This window comes from Exiguobacterium sp. FD-YE-25-4, assembly GCF_057004685.1.
The window spans coordinates 1,282,948-1,302,696 of the sequence record NZ_CM168041.1; the positions used below are offsets into that span (position 1 = coordinate 1,282,948).

Here is a 19,749-nt window from a genome sequence, read left to right on the forward strand (position 1 = left end):
GGCCGACACATGGTATGATAAAACTTGAATTTTTGAGAAGTTAGCCGAAGGAGAGATTTGATGAAAGTCGCGGTATTATATGGTGGTGTATCAGGTGAGCGGGAAGTGTCGCTCACGAGTGGTAAAGGAATGATTGAAGCGCTCGAAGCACGGGGTCACGACGTCGTGGCGATTGATTTTCACCCGGACCGGGCCAATGAGCTGTTGACGCTTCAAGCCGACGTCGTCGTCAGCGCCCTGCATGGCAAATACGGCGAAGATGGCCGTGTTCAGTCGCTCTTAGAGATGGCCGGATTGCCGTACACGGGGTCGGGCGTTTTGGCATCAGCGCTCGCGATGGACAAAGCCCGTGCGAAAATTATTTTCGCCGCTGCCGGCATTCGCATCGCCCGTGACGTCCTCATCGAGTCGGGCGACGACATCGACGCAAAAATCGTCGAGTGGGGCAGTGAGTTTCCATGTGTCGTCAAGCCGGCCCAAGAAGGGTCATCGAACGGATTGACGATCGCGATGGACGAAGCGATGCTCCGTGAAGGGATTGATAAAGCGTTCGCGTGCGATACGGCTGTCTTGGTCGAGCAATATATTAAAGGCCGTGAGTTGACGGTACCCGTCCTTGGGAATCACGGGGCTGAGGCCGCACTCCCGGTCATCGAGATCATCCCGAAAAATGAATTTTATGACTATGAGTCGAAGTATTCAGAAGGTGGATCGATTCACGTTTGTCCGGCCGAGTTGCCGGACGCGTTGACTGAAGAAGTTCAAACGGCTGCCATCAAAGCGCACCGTGCCCTCGGTTGCAGCGGTTATTCTCGTTCGGACTTCCTCGTCTCTGAAGATGGGCTCGCTTATATTTTAGAGACGAACACGCTTCCGGGTATGACACCGCTCAGCTTGTTCCCGGACAGCGCCCGGGCCGTCGGGATCTCGTACGGTGAGCTGTTAGAGCGATTCATCGAACTGGCACTAGAAAAGTAAGAAGGGAACTCCCCCTTCTTTTTTCATTTTAGAAAACGCTTTCATTATTTTTGTAAAAGCCTTTCAAATTGGGCGCGTATCAGCTATACTTTTAAACGAATACGAGGTTGATTCTTGGGGGAGAATTGACAATTTAGGGGAGGAAACCTTCATGATTACGGATCAAGAAAAAGGTCATCAAAAACGAAAAAACATCCTTGAATCGACACAAGAAGTGATACACGAGGCGCTTGATAAGCTCGGGTATCCAGAAGAGATGTATGAGCTCTTGAAAGAGCCACTTCGGATGTTGACCGTCCGCATCCCGGTACGTATGGATGACGGATCGACAAAGATTTTCACAGGATACCGGGCGCAACATAATGACGCGGTCGGACCGACGAAAGGTGGGATTCGCTTCCACCCGAGCGTGACGGAGGTCGAAGTGAAGGCGTTGTCGGTCTGGATGAGCTTGAAGGCCGGAATTGTCGACCTTCCATACGGTGGCGGTAAAGGCGGGATCGTCTGTGATCCGCGTGAGATGAGTTTCCGTGAAATCGAACGATTGAGCCGGGGTTATGTCCGAGCCATCAGTCAAATCGTCGGACCGACGAAAGATATCCCAGCGCCGGACGTGTTCACGAACTCGCAAATCATGGCGTGGATGATGGATGAGTATAGCCGCATCGATGAATTCAATTCGCCGGGCTTCATCACTGGTAAACCGCTCGTGCTCGGTGGCTCGCATGGACGTGAGACGGCGACGGCAAAAGGTGTCGCCATCATGATCCGGGAAGCGGCGCTGCGCCGTGGGATCGAATTGAAAGGGGCGCGTGTCGTCGTCCAAGGGTTCGGGAATGCTGGTAGCTTCTTGTCGAAGTTCATGCATGACGCCGGGGCGAAAGTGATCGCCGTCAGCGATGCATATGGTGCGATCCACGATGAGAACGGGCTCGATATCCCGTATCTTCTCGATCGTCGAGATTCGTTCGGGACGATCTCGACGCTCTTCAAGAACACGATCTCGAACAAAGAAATGTTAGAACTCGACTGCGACATCTTGGTCCCGGCCGCGATTGAGAACCAAATCACCGAAGACAACGCCGACAACATCAAGGCGTCCATCGTCGTCGAGGCCGCCAACGGACCGACGACGAACGAAGCGACCCGCATCTTGACAGAGCGCGGCATCCTGCTTGTCCCGGATGTGCTCGCTTCGAGCGGTGGGGTAACCGTCTCGTATTTCGAATGGGTTCAAAACAATCAAGGATACTATTGGACGGAAGAGGAAGTGGAAGAGAAGCTTGAGAAAGTGCTCGTCCACTCGTTCAATACGGTGTATAACACGTCATCGGCCCGTAAAGTCGACATGCGTCTCGCCGCCTATATGGTCGGTGTACGCAAGATGGCGGAAGCATCGCGTTTCCGCGGTTGGGTATAATTAAACAGCAAAAAGAGGGAGAACCTGGCGCCAGGTTCTCCCTCTTTTTGTCGATTACGTTGTCACACCGTTACGCTCCCGAAGCGTCTCGGCAATCGCTTGGCCATGGAAGCGGCCGTTCTCGATAAAGATCTTATTGGCGTCATTTCCGGCGGCGACGACACCGGCGATGAACAAGCCGTCGACGTTCGTCTCGAACGTCGTCTCGTCAAACGAGGGCACACCGGTCTCCTCATCGACTTGGACCCCGGCATCGGCGAACAGCCCATGGTCGGGCAAGTAGCCCGTCATGGCGAGGACGTGGTCGGTCTCGAGCCGATGTTCTTCACCATGCTGACGATAGACGACGTGATGCGGTTCGATTCGAACGATCTCCGCTTCGAGCTCGAGTCGCACCTTGTCATGACGGACGAGCGAGTCGAACGTCGGCAGGACCCACGGTTTGACAGACGGACTGTAGCCGTCCCCGCGATAGAGTACCGTGACGTGGGCACCGGCCTTCTCGAGCTCGATGGCCGCGTCGACCGCGGAGTTCTTTCCGCCGATGACCGTCACACGTTGTCGGTAAAACGGATGCGCTTCTTTGAAATAATGCGTGACGTGCGGCAACTCTTCACCTGGGACGTCCAACGTACGAGGACGGCCATAATACCCGGTGGCCAAGATGACATAATCGGCTTGGCGTTCTTTGACGCCGTCGCGATCATGGCGTGACCGAACGATGAACCCGTCCTCGGAACGCGCGACCGTTTCGACCGTCTCGAACGGTTGGACGTCGAGACCGGTCCGGCTGACGACTTCCCGATAGTAGACGAGCGCGTCTTGACGACGCGGTTTCAAATCTTTACAGATAAACGGGATATCCCCGATTTCGAGTAAGCTGGCAGAAGAGAAAAATGTTTGATGGGTCGGGTACCGATAGATGGCATCGACGATATTGCCGCGCTCGATGACCGTGCACGAGATGCCGATCCGTTCTAATTCGATTGCAGCCGACAGTCCGCATGGTCCGGCGCCGACGACGATAGCATGTTTATTCAATGAAATCACCTCATCCCTCATTGTATGGAAGGACGAAACGGTTGGCAAGCCGCCAACTCACTGTTGGAAGCTGAAGCTATGTTCCATGACCGCTTGGGACGAACCCGCCTCGAGCTCGACAAGGAGGCGAAGTCTCGCTTTTTGTGAGTTCAGACCGTTCGAGAAGATGATGCCCATCTCTTTCAGTTGCTGGCCGCCGCCGACGTAGCCGTACACGTCTTGCACGATTCCGTTGAAACAACGGCTGACGATGACGACCGGCATCCGTTCGACGAGCATCTCGAGCGCGGGGACGATTGACGGTGGGACATTCCCTTGCCCGAGTACTTCAAGGACGAGCCCGTCATAGCCGAGCGCGAGCACCGCCTCGAGCAGGTCCGGCTCCATCCCGGCGACGACTTTCAGCACCGCGACCCGTTTCGTGATCGATGGAATCATTTTCGGTTGTTTTGTCGTCGGCTGACTATAAATGAGGACGTGATCTTTCGTCACCATACCGACGTTGCCGAAGTGGACCGATTTGAACGTGTCGACCGAGGACGTGTGCGTCTTCGTGACGTTGAACGCGGAGTGGATTTCACCATTGAAGACGACGAGCACGCCTTTGCCGCGTGCCACATCACTTTGGGCGACCCGAAGCGCCGTGATGAGATTGAATTCGCCGTCCGAGCCGACCTCGTTTGACGAGCGCATCGCTCCGGTCAATACGATCGGTACCGGTGCACCAAGCGTGATTTGTAAGAAGTAGGCCGTCTCTTCGAGTGTGTCCGTCCCGTGAGTGATGACGACCCCATCGTACGTGTCTTGTGTCAATTGTTGATTGATGAACTGGGCGAGCTCGAGCATTTTCTCGGGCGTCATATGCGGCGACGGGATGTTCGAGAAATGTTTCGTTGTGATATTCGCGATGTCCGTCGCTTTCGGTAACGTCGCGTCGATCGGATTGACTTCGCTCGGCATGACATGTCCCGACCCCGATTGAGACATGGCGATTGTGCCGCCGGTGTGGATCAGTAATAAATGGTTCATAAACAGACCTCCAACTTTTTTGTTCGTTTCTTCCAATTTCTAGGTGCGACCTACTTTTTCTTTCCTCTATTTCAGTGTATGCTTAACGTGAGAAAGGAGAGATGCATCATGATTGCAATCGCCTTGTCTGCGGTTGCGCCAGGGTTCGCCCTTCTTTCCTACTTCTATCTCCGGCATGAATTGGAAGCGGAACCGCTCGGCTATGTGATCCGTTCGTTCGTCGCCGGGGCCATTCTCGTCTTTCCGATCATGTTCGTGCAGTATGCGTTCGTGGAAGAAGGGGTGCTCGTGGGCCCGTTTTGGAAGGCGTTCGTGGCCACCGCGCTATTAGAAGAGTTTTTTAAGTGGTTCATGATTTATTATACAATATACATACATAAAGTCTTTGATGATTACTACGACGGGATTCTCTATGCGGTCGCCTGTTCACTCGGCTTTGCCACGTTAGAGAATTTTCTATATTTATGGGTGTACGACTCGATTGAAATCGCCATTTGGCGTGCTGTGTTGCCGGTGAGCGGGCATGCGCTCTTCGCTGTCGTGATGGGGTTTTGCCTCGGCCGGGCCAAACATTCCGCCCATGAGCGCTTCTGGCTGTTCACGGCCGTCATGGCGGCGACATTGTTGCATGGCATGTTCGACTATATCTTGCTCGTCGAACCGATGAACAAAGTGCCGGCTGTCGTCTACATCGTCGTTCTTTGGATGGTCGCGCTTTTGCTCGTGCGGACCGCCAATCGCTCCAACCATCGCCAGTACAAATAGAATAAAAGGGGAATCGTTTCATGTTAAAAGTAGGACAAGAGTTACGGGTAGAAGTCGAAGGGAGAAAAGAAGGAAAGACAAAAATCGCGGCTATCAACGACCAAGTCGTCTGGATCGAGTCCCCGAGTGAGACGGATACGTTAAAGACGTTTTTCTTGCACGAGGACGAATCGATGCGTGTCTATTTCTTCGTAGGAGAAGAGCAGCTCTATGCGTTTGATACGGTCGTGACGAGACGGGTGAGCGATGCGCAACTGACGCTTCGCTACGCCTTCGCGTTGCCGGATGAAAAGAAAATCAAGCGCGTGCAGCGCCGTGAATATTTACGTGTCCCTGAAATGATCAATGTGACCGTATCCGCCGAGGACGGCCAGGCGTTCCCATCGTTTGAGACGACGTCGCTCGACGTGTCGGCCGGCGGTATGCGAATCGTGGCCAATCGAGCCCCGGTCGCGGTCGACGAGTCGATGATCGTCACGTTCCATATTAATGATGACCGGGGCGTGCCGCAGACGTTCCGCGTCAAGAGCCGCCTCGTCCGCATCCATGAACAGACGGCCAAACAAGAGTTGTCGCTTTGCTTTGAAGAGTTATCACACCGGGACCAGGAGACGATTTTACGTTATTGCTTCCGAGCCCAGCTCGAAGCGAGAAAACGGACCGGCTCCGTATTTTCTTCACGATAAAAAACTGGTATGATGTTCTCGGAACAAATGACCGAGAGGAGGCGGGTATCGGGATGAGCCGATACCCAATTTTTATGAATAAACCATTACAAATCGCATTAGATGGACCGGCTGGGGCCGGCAAGAGCACGATCGCGAAAACGCTCGCTAAAAAACTAGGATACGTCTATATCGATACGGGTGCGATTTATCGCGCCGTCACGTATCGCGCGCTTCAAGACGGCGTCGGTCTCGAAGACGGTCCGATGCTCGCTGAGATGATCGACAAGATGGATTTACGTCTCGTTCCGTCCGAGAACGGTCAACGCGTGTTCGATGGCACGGAAGAAGTGACCGATGTCATCCGGACGAGCGAAGTGACGAACAACGTCAGTTTCGTCGCGCGCCAGCCGGAAGTACGGGCTGCCCTTATGGATTTACAGCGTGACCTCGCGAGTAAAGGCGGAATCGTCATGGACGGCCGTGATATCGGCACGCACGTCTTACCAGGCGCCGACTTGAAAGTGTTCATGACGGCGACGGTCGAAGAACGGGCCCGCCGTCGCCACGAAGAGAACGTGGCGAAAGGGTTGCCGAGCGACCTCGGACAGTTACAGCTTGAGATTGCCCTCCGCGACAAGCGCGACTCGGAACGAGAGGTCGCTCCGCTTCGCCAAGCGGACGACGCGCACTACCTCGACACGACCGAGTTGTCGATCGACGGGGTCGTCGAGGCGATCGAACAATTGATGAAGCAGGTGATTGAACGATGAGACCACTCAACAACGGGCCGTTCGGCATGTATCGTCTCGCGGTGGGCGTCGTCAATATCATTCGCCGGTTGAGTTTCCGCGTCGAATATATCGGACGGGAAAACGTCCCGCTCGACGGGTCGATGATCGTCTGTTCAAACCATCAATCGAACTGGGACCCGGTACTTCTCGCCGGGGCGATGCCGAAACAACGCCAGCTCCGCTTCTTTGCGAAAAAAGAGTTGTTTGAAGTCCCGGTATTGAAACATATCTTGAACCGCGCTGGTCAAATCCCTGTGTCACGCGGAGAAGGCGACCGCCAGGCACTCCGTGTCGTCTTGCAAAAGTTGAAGGAAGACGAGGTCATCTCGATCTTTCCGGAAGGGACACGCTCGAAAGACGGGACGCTCGGCAAAGCCCAGGCCGGAGTCGGGTTCTTTGCGCTCCGCTCGGACGCCTCGGTGCTTCCGGTAGCCATCATCGGCACATATAAGTTCCGTTCGAAGCTTAAAGTCGTGATCGGCAAGCCAGTCGACTTGAGCGGGCTAAAAGCGGAGAAGGCGAGTGCTCAAACCGCGGCCGATTTGATTATGGCGACGATCGGTGATTTGTACATGCAGCATTCACGGAACGTTCGTTAATTTCAGGTTTAATCTCGCGCCAGGAAAGGAACTAACCTGATAACACCTTGACAAATCTTTCGAATTATAAGAAGTTTATACTAGGTGTAAGCGCCTTAGGGCGTTCCTTTTTGTACTCATCGTGAGGGGGTAGTGTTGGAATGGTCGAAGAAATGAAAGATATGCCTGATTTTGAGATTAATCGAGGTCAAATTGTGACCGGTACTGTCGTCAAAATCGAGGACAAACAAGCGTTGATCGATATCGGTTATAAAACCGAGGCAATTTTACCAATCAGCGAAGTATCAAGCATGCATTTAGACGATTTAAACGAATCACTCCATGTTAACGACGAAATCCGTGTCAAAGTGAAAAAGGTCACGGACGAAGAGGTGGTCGTTTCGAAGAAAGACGTGGATGCCGAGGCAGCTTGGGATCAAATCGTCGAGAAATTCGAATCTGGCGAAGTGTTCGAAGTCATGGTAAAAGACAAGGTCAAAGGTGGTCTTGTCGTTGACATCGGTATCCGTGGATTTATCCCGGCTTCGCTCGTAGAAAACCACTTTGTCGAAGACTTCTCATCCTACTTGAATAAACCGATTACGGTTAAAGTCGTCGAGATTGACCGCGAGAAAAATCGCGTCATCTTGTCGCATAAAGCGGTTGCTGAAGCTGAAATGAGCGCGAAGAAAGCGGAGACGCTCGAATCGCTCGAGGTCGGTCAAATCATCGAAGGGACGGTTCAACGTCTCACTGATTTCGGTGCATTCGTCGATATCGGCGGCGTCGACGGACTCGTCCACATTTCGGAAATGGCCCATAGCCGGGTAGAGAAACCGAGCGATGTTGTGACTGAAGGAGACAAAGTCAAAGTGAAAGTGCTTGGACTTGACCTCGACAACGAGAAAGTGAAGTTGTCGATCAAAGAGACGCAACCTGGACCGTGGGAATCGGTGGAAGGTAAAATTCAACCGGGCGACGTGATCGACGGGAAAGTCAAACGTCTCGTGACGTTCGGTGCTTTCGTCGAAGTCGCGCCGCAAGTCGAAGGTTTGCTGCACATCTCGCAGATTGCGAACCGACACATCGCGACGCCGTCTGAAGTGTTGTCAGAAGGCCAAGACGTGAAAGTGAAAGTGCTCGATGTCCATCTTGATGAGAAGAAAATCTCACTCTCGATGCGTGCGCTCGAGTCGAGTGATTCGACGCGTGAAGACGCGGACCAATCGCTGCTTGACGAGTATAGTGACCAAGGAGGGTTCTCTGTCTCTGAATTGACAGGAGAAGAGACCTCGGACGATTCTAAATAAGACGGTCGTTCAAGCGGGAGCCAGACTCCCGCTTCTTTTTGTATGGTCACGGAAATAGCGCTGTGATATGATAGTACAGTTGCAATTAGAAACGATTAGTTATTGAATGAAAGTTAGAGAGGTGTTTATATGGGAATTCCAGCAGTGGCCATCGTAGGCCGCCCGAATATTGGGAAATCCACGATTTTTAACCGGATTATCGGAGATCGCGTGTCGATCGTCGATGATAAACCGGGGGTAACACGCGACCGCATTTATGGGACGGGTGAGTGGTTGAACCGTAAGTTTCATTTAATCGATACAGGCGGGATCGAGGTCGGTGATGAGCCGCTTCTCGTTCAAATGCGCCACCAGGCCGAGCTTGCGATCGATGAGGCGGACGTCATCATTTTCATGGTGAACGGACGCGAAGGCATTACAGCGGCAGACGAAGAAGTGGCGAACTTGTTGTTCCGTTCGAACAAACCGATCGTCCTCGCCGTCAACAAAGTCGATAACTTCGAGATGCGCGAACTCATGTATGAGTTCTATTCGCTCGGATTCGGCGACCCGTTCCCGATTTCGGGGACACACGGACTCGGGCTTGGAGACTTGCTCGACAAAGTTCTCGATTTGGCGCCAGATAAAGATGACTATGAATACAATGAAGAAGTCATCCAGTTCTCGCTCATCGGACGTCCGAACGTTGGGAAATCGAGCTTGACGAATGCGATTCTCGGTGAAGAACGCGTCATCGTCTCGGATATCGCGGGGACGACTCGTGATGCGATCGATACACCGTTCACACGGGATGGACAAGAGTACGTCATCATCGATACGGCCGGTATGCGGAAACGCGGAAAAGTGTATGAATCAACCGAGCGTTATAGCGTCATGCGTGCCCAAAAGGCAATCGAACGTTCGAACGTAGTCCTCGTCGTCATCGACGGCGAAGAAGGCATCATCGAACAAGACAAACGCGTCGCCGGCCTCGCCCACGAAGCGGGGAAAGCCATCGTGCTCGTCGTCAACAAGTGGGATGCCGTCGACAAAGACGATAAGACGATGAAGAAGATGGAAGAGAAAATTCGTAAAGAGTTCTTGTTCCTCGACTACGCGCCGATCGTATTCTTGTCGGCTCTCACGTCGAAACGTCTTCAGACGTTGCTTCCGGTCATCAAGGAAGTGGCCGAGTCGCACCGTCGTCGGATCTCGACGAGCGTGTTGAACGACGTCATCGTCGACGCGGTCGCGATGAACCCGACACCGACGGACAAAGGACAGCGACTCAAGATCAACTACGCGACGCAAGTGGCCATCGAGCCGCCGACGTTCGTGTTGTTCGTCAACGACCCAGAGTTGCTTCACTTCTCGTACAAACGTTATCTAGACAACCAGATTCGTCGCGCATTTGACTTCACTGGTACACCGATTCATATCGTGGCGCGTCAGAAAAACTAGTAATGGGGGTGCCTTCTATGGCAAAAGTTGCTGTCATCGGCGCAGGGAGCTGGGGAACGGCGTTATCACTCGTCCTCGCTGACAACGGACACGACGTCCTGCTTTATGGACGTGAAGAAGAGCATGTGCATGAAATCAATACCGACCACACGAATTCGACGTATTTGAAAGATGCGCCGTTACCGACTTCGATTCGAGCGACGACGGACTTGGCAGAAGCGGTCGCCGGCCGCTCCATCGTGTTCCTCGTCGTCCCGAGCTCGGCGATTCGTCCGGTGTCTCGTGAGTTGAACGCACTTCTCACAGAGCCGGCCGTTCTCGTCCACGCCGCTAAAGGGATCGAACCGAAGACGCACAAACGTCTGTCGGAGATCATCGCCGAAGAAATCGATCCGGCGAAACGCCGGGCCATCGGTGTTTTGACCGGCCCGACCCACGCGGAAGAAGTGGCGGTCCGTAAATTGACGACCATCACGATCGCCTGCGAGGATTTGGATGTGGCCGATGAGATTCAAGAGTTGCTCACGAACGATCAGTTCCGGGTGTATTTGAACTCGGACGTCATCGGAGCGGAGTATGGTGGTGCCCTTAAAAACATCATCGCGCTCGCTGCGGGGATGACGGACGGCCTCGGTTACGGCGATAATGCCAAAGCGGCCCTCATGACGCGCGGGATCGTCGAAATCGCGCGACTCGGGGTCAAACTCGGTGCCAACCCGGCCTCGTTCTCGGGATTGACCGGGATTGGTGATTTAATCGTCACGGCCACGTCTCAGCATAGCCGTAACTGGCGTGCCGGGAATGCGATCGGCCGCGGTGAAAAACTCGAGGACGTGCTCGGTCATATGGGCATGGTCGTCGAAGGGGTTCGTGCCTGTGAGGCGGCGCATACACTCGCTCGGGAAGCCGGTGTCGAGATGCCAATCACGGAAGCCCTTTACAACGTATTGTTCGAAGGCAAGAGCCCGCATGATGAAGTACAAAAGTTAATGAGACGCCCGCAAAAGCATGAGATGGAAGAAGTATTCCATTTCGAAGGCGGCGAAGAGCAAAGGGACTGACGTTTTCGTTCAGTTCCTTTGTTTTTTTTGCTACACTTATGTACGGAGAAAGAATTAAAGAGAAAGTCGAGGGGATAGACGTGACACCGTCACTCATCAAGATGTGGATTTCATTTGCGGGGATTGGAGCGTTTGCCATCGCCGCGCTCATGGTGGCAATCAGCCATACGAAGCTATCGGGATGGTTCGCGGCGCTCGTCCGCGTCATCGCATTCGTCATATTTTTATTTGGAACGATCATCATGATTTATGTGGTCGCTTCAGGACCGACAGGAGGATAACACGTGAAACGGATTTTGTTGGTCGCTAGTCTTTTGGCGGCGACCGTGCTCAGTGGATGTATGTTCCCGGACTCGAACCGGGTCGATAACGTGCCGTATGAAGATCAATTGAAATCGGTCCAGACGGCCGTTGATTCGTTCAAAGAGACGACCGGTGTCTTGCCAATCAAAACGAAACCGGCTGAAACGCCTCTCATGGAGCGTTACCCGATCGAATTCGCCCGTCTCGTGCCTGGTTATTTGGCCGATCCGCCGGCGAACAGTTTCGAAGGGGGCGGCTTGTTCTTATACGTCCTTGTCGACGCCGAGACCGAGCCTACCGTCAAGCTCATTGATTTGCGCGTGACCGAACGGTTGCAAACGTTACAGACGAACATTAACGCCTTTCGGGCCAAGGAAGGGAAATTTCCGTTTGACGGGTCGGTCGGCAAGAATCAATTCACGATCGATTATGATCTCATCTTCGTCTCAGAAGAACCGACGGTCCCGAGTCCATACACCGATACCGAGTTGCCAATCTATGTCGACGGGACCGGGCAATTATTTGTCGATTACCGGACCGACCTTGAAGCCGCCCTTGAGAACACGGATGTAGAGCCGAAAGTCGGGGAAGACATTCGGTATTTGCTCTATAATGACTCCCCGTTCGCCCCTGCTTATTCGCAAGGGTACACGATTAATGAACAAGGTGAGGTCGAGTTTTTAAACAACTGATCGTCGGAACGGGTCGAATATGGGCTTTTCACTTAAAAAATGTTGTCATATCAACGTTTGTACGATATGATTAATCCCGTAAACTCCCTGTGAGAGGAGGTGAATCGTGATGAACAAAACTGAATTGATCCAAGCAGTTGCGGAGAAAGCCAACGTTTCGAAAAAAGAAGCTACACAAGTTGTAGAAGCTACATTCGAATCTATCACTGAAGCACTCCAAAACGGTGATAAAATTCAATTGATCGGTTTTGGTACTTTTGAAGTTCGTGAACGTGCTGCCCGTAAAGGCCGTAACCCACGTACGAAAGAAGATATCGAAATCCCGGCGAGCAAAGTTCCTGCCTTCAAAGCAGGTAAAGCGCTCAAAGATGCGGTCAAATAATGTGCAATACATAAGTCGCCGAAAGGCGGCTTTTTTTGTGGTGGAAAGCGAGTTCACATGGCGTGAATGTGACAAAAATGTGCTATACTATGTCAGAATGACAACGAAGAGGACGAGGGGGGATAGCATGGAACAGATGACATACGAAACCGTTGTCACCGACCTTGCTCGTCAAATCGAAGAACGCATGACCCATCCGTATTTGACGAGACACGAGATTGTACCCGCAGTCGACATGCCTTTACTTCGTTGGATGGTCGAGATGATTGAAATCGAATCGAATCAACAACGTCAGCTCGTGCTTGCGACGTATTTTGCGCACCAAGCGCTCGAACTGCACGATCAAGTAAAGGATAGTCCGAACGGATCGCTCGAGCGGCAATTGAAAGTGCTCGCCGGCGATTATGCCTCGGCTCAATTTTATAAAATTCTGGCCCTGTTTCCTGCCGACTATAGCAATCGCTTCGGCCGGACGGTCCAGCTCGTCAACGGGGCGAAATGTACACTTGCGTTAGACGCAGACGTACCTGTCACGACGTGGATGGAAGCGAACTTCGGATTGATCAAAACGTTTTCTGAAGTGATCGGTCAGGCTTACTTGACCGCATACGGAAAAACGATCATCGAACGAAAGGCGGCGGAACTGCGCCAAGAACAACGAGAACAGCTATCGACGCTCCTGGCGCACGCTGTCGCTTAGAACGGAAAGGATGTTACGTATTGCAACCGAAAGAAAAAGAGCAAAAAGTATATGACGTGTTTCAATCAATCTCACCGAGCTACGATACGATGAACTCGATCATCAGCTTCCGTTTGCATAAATGGTGGCGCAAAGCGACAATGCGTCGCATGCAAGTGTTCCCAGGGGCTAAATGTCTCGACGTCTGTTGCGGGACGGCTGATTGGACGATTCAACTCGCCGAGGCGGCCGGGAATACCGGTGTCGTCAAAGGTCTCGATTTCTCCGAGAACATGCTCGCGGTCGGACAAGAGAAAGTGGAAGAATATCCGACGATCGAACTCATTCATGGTAACGCGATGGCATTGCCGTTCGGCGATCACTCGTTCGACTATGTGACGATCGGTTTTGGTCTTCGCAACGTTCCGGACTATATGACGGTGCTCCGTGAGATGCACCGGGTGTTGAAGCCGGGTGGGACGGTCGTCTGTCTCGAGACGAGCCAACCGACGGCACCACTTTTCAGCGAGCTATACCGATTTTACTTTGGATCGGTCATGCCACTGTTCGGTAAAGTGTTTGCCGGCTCGTATGATCAATATAAGTGGCTCCAAGAATCGACCGATCAATTCCCGGACCGGTTGACACTAAAACGGATGTTTGAGACGGCAGGATTCGAACAAGTCGAAGTGAAGGCGTTCTCCGGCGGTGCGTGTGCCATGCACTTAGGAAAGAAGTGGTGACCGATGTCTTTGAAGCGACTTTATCGCCACATGAACCGAGAGATTGAACAGATTGACCGGTTCTTGTCGACGCGAGTCCAAACCGATCATCCGGTCATCGAAGCGGCTTCGAAACAACTGTTAGACGCGGGCGGGAAGCGGATTCGGCCGGCGTTCGTCCTGCTTAGCGCCGGATTCGGACAGACGAAAGACATCCGATTGACGAAAGTGGCGGCGAGTCTAGAATTGATTCATATGGCCTCGCTCGTTCATGACGACGTCATCGATGACGCCACATTGCGCCGCGGCAAACCGACCGTCATGGAACGTTACGATGAACGGGTCGCGATGTACACCGGTAATACGTTGTTCGGTGAAGCGATTCGGCTCGTCTCTGAGATCGATTCCCCAGACGTGATGCAAATCATGGCTGATACGATGGAACTGATCTGTGTCGGGGAAATCAATCAAATCCAAGATCAATATGACTGGGCCCAGTCTCCGAAACGATATCTCGACCGCATCGCCCGCAAGACGGCGCTGTTGATCGAGACGAGTTGTGCGGCTGGTGCCGTCGTCTCGGGAGCCTCTCCTGACGTTGTCAAACAGCTGCGGTTGTTCGGCTATGATATCGGGATGGCGTTTCAAATGACGGACGACTTGCTCGACTTCACCGCAAAAAGTTTCCAACTCGGAAAACCGGTCGGTGAAGATTTGAAACACGGTCATAAAACGCTACCGCTCTTCTATTCAGCGGAAAATCCGGAATTTTTCGATCGGTTGCAACAAGTCAGTCATTCGTCTGATTATGCTTTGACACACACGCTCGTTCGTGAAGTGCAACGCAACGGGACGCTCGAGCGAAGCCAACGGACGATCGACCGTTATGTGAACCGGGCGATCCGACGTCTTGACGGGTTACCGGACGTGGCCGACAAACGCTCCCTCATCGAGATTGCCGAGTACATCGGGAAACGAAAATGGTAATCGGCACCTTGTAAACCCTTTCAATAATGGTGATGACCGTGTAAACTAATAACGTACATGGTACACATATCGATTTAGGGGGATTAGGGGAATGGAAAAAACATTTTTAATGGTGAAACCGGATGGCGTGAAACGTGGATTGATTGGGGAAATCATCTCGCGCTTCGAACAAAAAGGCTATACGTTGAATCGTCTTGAACTGTTGACACCATCAGTGGAAGTTGCACAATCGCATTATGCGGAACATAAGGAAAAGCCGTTCTTTGGAGAGCTAGTCGACTTTTTAACGTCTGGTCCTGTTGTGGCGATGGAATGGGAAGGCGAGAATATCGTCGCCGTCTCTCGGTTGATGATCGGGAAGACGAACCCGCTTGACGCACAACCTGGAACGATTCGTGGCGACTTGGCCTCGACGATGTCACAAAACGTCATCCATGGTTCAGATAGCGTGGAGAGCGCAGAGCGTGAATTGTCACTCTGGTTCGCCACTGAAGCATCACACGTTTGATGACGATAAAAGGGACGGGGGCCTCCTGTCCCTTTTTATATTGGGATTGAAGCGCTCTCACTCGTTTTGGCACGACATGATCTAGGAGAAGAGAAAGAATTGAGGTTGGAACTGGTGATAAATGATTATGCCATCTTCGTTAAAAAGTTTTATTTGAAGTCAGGGATCGACTTGAATTTATATAAAGAGGCTCAGATGAAGCGGCGGATGATCGCGCTTCGTGAGAAGAAAGGGTATGCCACGTTCATCGAGTATTTCAAAGCGATGGAAGCGGATCGAGGATTGTACGATGAATTTTTAGATCGCATGACGATCAACGTGAGCGAGTTTTATCGGAACCCCGTCCGCTGGCAGCAGCTTGAGACGGATATCTTACCCGAGCTCATCCGAAAAAGCCAAGGCAAATTGCGTGTCTGGAGCGCGGCCTGTTCGACCGGAGAAGAGCCGTACTCGTTAGCGATGCTATTATCGAAACATTTGTCACCCGCCCAGTTCACGATCACGGCGACGGACCTAGATGATGTGGTGATCGAAAAAGCGAAGCAAGGCAAGTACCATGAGCGGGCGCTCGTCGACTTGCCCCCTGATTTTCGGCAGCGTTATTTCACTCGCCGTGGGGACGACTATTACATCACAGAAGACATCAAGAAATTGGTGACGTTTAAAAAACATAACTTGTTGGCCGACGTGTACGAGCGGAATTTTGATTTGATCGTCTGTCGCAACGTCTTGATTTATTTCACCGAGGAAGCGAAAGAGAAAGTTTATAAATCATTCCACCGTTCGCTTCGCCCGGGCGGGATCCTTTTCGTCGGAGGCACGGAGCAAATCTTTCAACCGAAACGGTATGGGTACAAGATGAAACAAAGTTTCTTCTACGAAAAATTTGAAGAGTGAGGTGGCGCACATGCGTTATTTGACGGCAGGAGAATCGCACGGTCCCGGACTCTCGATCATCATCGAGGGTGTGCCGGCCGGGCTTGAAGTCGACGTGCAGGCAATCAATGACGAGCTTGCCAAACGGCAATCGGGTTATGGTCGCGGCCGTCGCATGCAAATTGAATCAGACCGAATCGAGGTGAGGGCCGGTATTCGTCACGGGGTGACGACAGGGGCCCCTATTTCGTTTTGGATCGAGAACAAGGACCATACCCATTGGCGGAACGTCATGCAGGCCGAACCGGTCGACGCGGATGTTGAAATCAAGCGTCGCGTCGTCCGGCCACGGCCGGGTCATGCCGACCTCGTCGGCGGACTGAAATATGACCATCGCGACCTGCGAGACGTGCTCGAACGCTCGAGCGCTCGAGAGACGGCGGCCCGTGTCGCTGTCGGGGCACTTAGCAAGCAACTGCTCGCTGCGGTCGGCATGTCGCTCGTCAGCTATGTCAAAGTGATCGGCGGGGTCGAGGCCGATGCCTCATACGAGTCGCTCGACACGTTGCGCGCCACGATTGAGGCGTCACCGGTCCGGACGATGGATGAGACGGCAGGCCAGGCGATGATGCATCGAATCGATGAGGCGAAAGCCGCCGGTGACTCGCTCGGAGGTGTCGTCTGTACGGAAGTGCATGGGGTCATCCCGGGACTCGGGTCGTATGTCCAATATGACCGGAAACTCGATGCGGCCATCGCTCGCGCCGTCATGAGTGTCAACGCCATCAAAGGCGTCGCGTTCGGTGATGGGTTCGAGATGGCTTATCGACCAGGGTCGGAAGTGATGGACCCGATCGCCTATGGTCCCGACGGCTATACACGCCTGAGCAATCATCTCGGCGGTTTCGAAGGTGGGATGACGACCGGGATGCCGATTGTCTGTACCGCTGTGATGAAACCGATTCCGACGCTTTACAAACCGCTCCAATCCGTCGATATCGACACGAAAGAACCGTTTCTCGCGCAAATCGAACGGAGTGACGCCTGCGCCGTCCCAGCCGCCTCGCTCGTCGTCGAGGCCGTCGTCGCGTTTGAGCTCGCGCGCGAGTTATGCGAGACGTTCGGACATGACACGGTCAATCGGATCCAGTCACGTGTCGCCGCATACCGAGAGGAGATTCGGACGTGGTGACGCTCCATGTGAACGCCTCGACCCCGTACGACGTCACAATTGAACGAGGGGACGCCTGGCTCGACCGCGTCCCTTACTTCTCGTGCTCCACCGTCTGGGTGGTCACAGATGAGACGGTCGACCGGTTGCACGGAAGTGCGTTCCGGGACCGGCTCGCGCATAAACATCGGAACGTCGTCTGGTCGGTCGTCCGCCCGGGTGACGGCTCGAAGTCGCTCGACACGATTGAGCGGCTCGTCACGGACGGATTGACGGGCGGTTGTGACCGGGATACGCTCGTCGTGGCATTCGGAGGTGGCATGGTCGGGGATTTAGCCGGCTTTTTAGCGAGCGTCTATATGCGCGGTGTGCGTTACATACAAGTGCCGACGACGATTCTCGCGCATGACTCGGCCGTCGGCGGGAAAGTCGCGGTGAACCATCCGCTCGCGAAAAATGCGATCGGTGCCTTCTATCAACCGGCGGGCGTCCACTATAACGTGGACCGTCTCGAGACGTTGTCCGCGCGGGACGTCTTGAGCGGGCTCGGTGAACTGATTAAGCACGCCTATCTGTCACGTTACGTCCTCGGTCACTCGTTCGAGGTGGAGTTGTTCAATGCTTTGGCACAAGGACCGCTCGATTGGGAAACGTGGCTCGCACGAGGGATCGAAGTGAAGCGATTAGTCGTCGAGGCCGATGAACGCGAACAAGGCGTGAGGGCGTGGCTGAATTTCGGTCATACGTTCGGCCATGCGTTGGAGTCGGCTGAGGCATACCGGTTGTCGCACGGGGAAGCGATTCTCTACGGGATGGTGTACGCCTTCCTCGTCTCCGGCGACGAGGAACGGGCCGAAACCCTCGCTTCATTCATGAGGCGGGAAGGCATCACAACGGTCAACTGGCAATCGTTTGACACGTATCTCGCAGGCATGGGACACGATAAAAAGAATCGGGACGGGCAGATCCGCTTCGTCCTGCTCGGCGCTGAGGTGACCGTTGCGAGCGTCACGGCCGAGCGACTCGCTGGAGCGTTCCATCAAATGAAAGGGTGGTTTTGACATGGGATTGAATGGATTCATACGGGTACCGAGTGACAAGTCGATCACGCATCGCGCTCTCTTGTTCGGGGCCGTGGCGACCGGGGAGACGACGATTTATGATCCACTCCTTGGCGAGGATTGCCGGTCGACGCTCGAGGCGATCCGGCGATTAGGAGCGGAGGTCATCGAAGAGCCGGACCGTCTCCTCATCACGGGGGCGAAGACGCTCACATCGGCCGAACTCGATTGCGGGAACTCGGGCACGACGATGCGTCTTTTGACAGGGCTTCTCGCCGGTTACGATGGGGAGTTCACGCTTACCGGAGACGCCTCGCTCTCAAAACGTCCGATGCGTCGGGTGACGGACCCGCTCCGACAAATGGGCGCGGACCTCGACGGGGAGTTCGCCCCGATCCAAATTCACGGCCGGACGCTGGCGGGCATCGATTACACGTTGCCTGTCGCGAGCGCGCAAGTGAAGTCAGCGGTCCTGCTTGCGGGACTTCGTGCGACCGGACCGACAATCGTGCGCGAGCCCGTCTTATCGCGGGACCATACGGAACGCATGCTGCCTTTGTTCAGTGGGCAATTGGACATCACGGCAGAGGACGGTGTCCGAACGATCCGGTTAGCTCCATCCGTGCTCAAGGGGGCCACGGTGGCCGTTCCGGCCGATCCATCTTCGGCTGCCTTTTGGTGGGCCGGGGCGGCGCTAGTCCCGGGCAGTCGCGTCACGACGACCGACGTCTGTTTGAACGAGACACGAATCGGATTTTTACGTACGCTCGAACGGATGGGTGTGAAGACAGAAGTGACGAACGTTCGCACGCTCGGGGAAGAGTCAGTCGGCGACGTGACAGTGTCGACGAGTACACTTCACGGCATCCGCTTGGACGGGGATGCCATCCCGCACCAAATTGATGAATTGCCGTTGTTCGCTCTCGTCGCGTCGCAAGCGACGAGTCCGTCATCGGTCCGGGACGCGGGCGAACTCCGAGTGAAAGAGACGGACCGGATTCAGACGGTCGTGCACGAACTCTCGGCACTCGGGGTCGATGTGCGCGAAACCGAGGACGGATTTGACGTCTATCCGAGCCGGTTGCACGGGGGTCATGTCTCCTCGCACGGGGATCATCGCTTGGCGATGATGCTCCAAATCGCAGACTTATTGACGACGGACCGTGTGACGATTGAACACGTCGAGGCAGCTGATGTAAGTTACCCACGATTCCGTGACGATTTACAACGCCTCGGCCGTGAGATAGAATAACGTCAATACGAGTAGCCGGTAGGAGGAATTATAAA

Annotated in this window: 22 protein-coding genes; 20 read left to right on the plus strand and 2 right to left on the minus strand. The window is 53.8% G+C overall.

Annotated features, from left to right (window positions below; all coding sequences use genetic code 11):
• Positions 1-60 precede the first annotated feature (60 nt).
• Together AC13H5_RS06595 and AC13H5_RS06600 are read left to right on the plus strand one after the other, a co-directional pair.
• Positions 61-978, plus strand: coding sequence for a D-alanine--D-alanine ligase (locus AC13H5_RS06595; RefSeq protein WP_034777306.1), 918 nt, complete (start codon positions 61-63; stop codon positions 976-978).
• Between the two features lie 151 nt (positions 979-1,129).
• Entirely contained in the window at positions 1,130-2,398 is a 1,269-nt protein-coding gene (locus tag AC13H5_RS06600) for a Glu/Leu/Phe/Val family dehydrogenase (RefSeq protein WP_021067184.1), read from the plus strand.
• Between the two features lie 54 nt (positions 2,399-2,452).
• Here the strand turns inward: AC13H5_RS06600 and AC13H5_RS06605 are convergent, their stop codons facing one another.
• Together AC13H5_RS06605 and AC13H5_RS06610 are read right to left on the minus strand one after the other, a co-directional pair.
• Complete coding sequence (locus AC13H5_RS06605; RefSeq protein WP_214823325.1) at positions 2,453-3,460, minus strand: YpdA family putative bacillithiol disulfide reductase; 1,008 nt, start codon at positions 3,458-3,460, stop codon at positions 2,453-2,455.
• A gap of 36 nt (positions 3,461-3,496) precedes the next feature.
• A complete protein-coding gene (locus AC13H5_RS06610; protein ID WP_034777308.1) occupies positions 3,497-4,468 on the minus strand; it encodes an asparaginase in 972 nt (323 codons plus the stop codon).
• 108 nt (positions 4,469-4,576) lie between these two features.
• Here AC13H5_RS06610 and prsW point away from each other — a divergent pair, with 108 nt between their 5' ends.
• The 18 genes from prsW (at position 4,577) to aroA (ending at position 19,714) form a co-directional block, all read left to right on the plus strand.
• Complete coding sequence (gene prsW / locus AC13H5_RS06615) at positions 4,577-5,233, plus strand: glutamic-type intramembrane protease PrsW (protein ID WP_034777310.1); 657 nt, start codon at positions 4,577-4,579, stop codon at positions 5,231-5,233.
• Positions 5,234-5,253: 20 nt separating this feature from the next.
• Complete coding sequence (locus AC13H5_RS06620; protein ID WP_214752752.1) at positions 5,254-5,919, plus strand: flagellar brake protein; 666 nt, start codon at positions 5,254-5,256, stop codon at positions 5,917-5,919.
• Positions 5,920-5,993: 74 nt separating this feature from the next.
• Positions 5,994-6,671 carry a (d)CMP kinase gene (gene cmk, locus AC13H5_RS06625; RefSeq protein WP_034777312.1) on the plus strand — a complete coding sequence of 226 codons (678 nt, stop codon included), beginning with the start codon at positions 5,994-5,996 and terminating at the stop codon, positions 6,669-6,671.
• Complete coding sequence (locus AC13H5_RS06630; RefSeq protein ID WP_034777314.1) at positions 6,668-7,291, plus strand: lysophospholipid acyltransferase family protein; 624 nt, start codon at positions 6,668-6,670, stop codon at positions 7,289-7,291. The genes cmk and AC13H5_RS06630 overlap by 4 nt, the downstream gene beginning before the upstream one ends.
• A gap of 140 nt (positions 7,292-7,431) precedes the next feature.
• Positions 7,432-8,580, plus strand: a complete 1,149-nt coding sequence (gene rpsA, locus AC13H5_RS06635) for a 30S ribosomal protein S1 (RefSeq protein ID WP_034777315.1) — start codon at positions 7,432-7,434, stop codon at positions 8,578-8,580.
• A 129-nt stretch (positions 8,581-8,709) separates the two neighbouring features.
• A complete protein-coding gene (der, locus tag AC13H5_RS06640; RefSeq protein ID WP_034777316.1) occupies positions 8,710-10,020 on the plus strand; it encodes a ribosome biogenesis GTPase Der in 1,311 nt (436 codons plus the stop codon).
• 17 nt (positions 10,021-10,037) lie between these two features.
• Positions 10,038-11,081 (plus strand): NAD(P)H-dependent glycerol-3-phosphate dehydrogenase, encoded by a 1,044-nt coding sequence (locus AC13H5_RS06645; RefSeq protein ID WP_034777318.1) that lies wholly within the window; start codon positions 10,038-10,040, stop codon positions 11,079-11,081.
• Between the two features lie 80 nt (positions 11,082-11,161).
• Positions 11,162-11,362 (plus strand): DUF2768 family protein, encoded by a 201-nt coding sequence (locus AC13H5_RS06650; protein ID WP_034777319.1) that lies wholly within the window; start codon positions 11,162-11,164, stop codon positions 11,360-11,362.
• 3 nt (positions 11,363-11,365) lie between these two features.
• The gene (locus AC13H5_RS06655) at positions 11,366-12,076 is read left to right on the plus strand and encodes a hypothetical protein (RefSeq protein WP_214752753.1); all 711 of its coding nucleotides are present in this window, start codon (positions 11,366-11,368) and stop codon (positions 12,074-12,076) included.
• 109 nt (positions 12,077-12,185) lie between these two features.
• Positions 12,186-12,458, plus strand: coding sequence for an HU family DNA-binding protein (locus tag AC13H5_RS06660; protein ID WP_021067196.1), 273 nt, complete (start codon positions 12,186-12,188; stop codon positions 12,456-12,458).
• A gap of 127 nt (positions 12,459-12,585) precedes the next feature.
• Positions 12,586-13,158 carry a heptaprenyl diphosphate synthase component 1 gene (locus AC13H5_RS06665; protein WP_034777321.1) on the plus strand — a complete coding sequence of 191 codons (573 nt, stop codon included), beginning with the start codon at positions 12,586-12,588 and terminating at the stop codon, positions 13,156-13,158.
• Between the two features lie 20 nt (positions 13,159-13,178).
• Entirely contained in the window at positions 13,179-13,880 is a 702-nt protein-coding gene (locus tag AC13H5_RS06670) for a demethylmenaquinone methyltransferase (protein WP_034777322.1), read from the plus strand.
• Positions 13,881-13,883: 3 nt separating this feature from the next.
• Positions 13,884-14,846: a polyprenyl synthetase family protein gene (locus AC13H5_RS06675; protein WP_034777323.1), complete on the plus strand. Its 963-nt coding sequence runs from the start codon at positions 13,884-13,886 to the stop codon at positions 14,844-14,846.
• 91 nt (positions 14,847-14,937) lie between these two features.
• Positions 14,938-15,354, plus strand: coding sequence for a nucleoside-diphosphate kinase (gene ndk, locus AC13H5_RS06680; protein WP_034777324.1), 417 nt, complete (start codon positions 14,938-14,940; stop codon positions 15,352-15,354).
• A 117-nt stretch (positions 15,355-15,471) separates the two neighbouring features.
• On the plus strand, positions 15,472-16,251 hold the full coding sequence (locus tag AC13H5_RS06685; protein ID WP_034779832.1) for a CheR family methyltransferase: 780 nt from the start codon (positions 15,472-15,474) through the stop codon (positions 16,249-16,251).
• A 10-nt stretch (positions 16,252-16,261) separates the two neighbouring features.
• Complete coding sequence (gene aroC / locus AC13H5_RS06690) at positions 16,262-17,422, plus strand: chorismate synthase (protein ID WP_483546486.1); 1,161 nt, start codon at positions 16,262-16,264, stop codon at positions 17,420-17,422.
• A complete protein-coding gene (locus AC13H5_RS06695) occupies positions 17,416-18,462 on the plus strand; it encodes a 3-dehydroquinate synthase (protein WP_215190914.1) in 1,047 nt (348 codons plus the stop codon). The genes aroC and AC13H5_RS06695 overlap by 7 nt, the downstream gene beginning before the upstream one ends.
• A 1-nt stretch (position 18,463) precedes the next feature.
• A complete protein-coding gene (aroA, locus tag AC13H5_RS06700; protein WP_215190915.1) occupies positions 18,464-19,714 on the plus strand; it encodes a 3-phosphoshikimate 1-carboxyvinyltransferase in 1,251 nt (416 codons plus the stop codon).
• Positions 19,715-19,749: the final 35 nt, after the last annotated feature.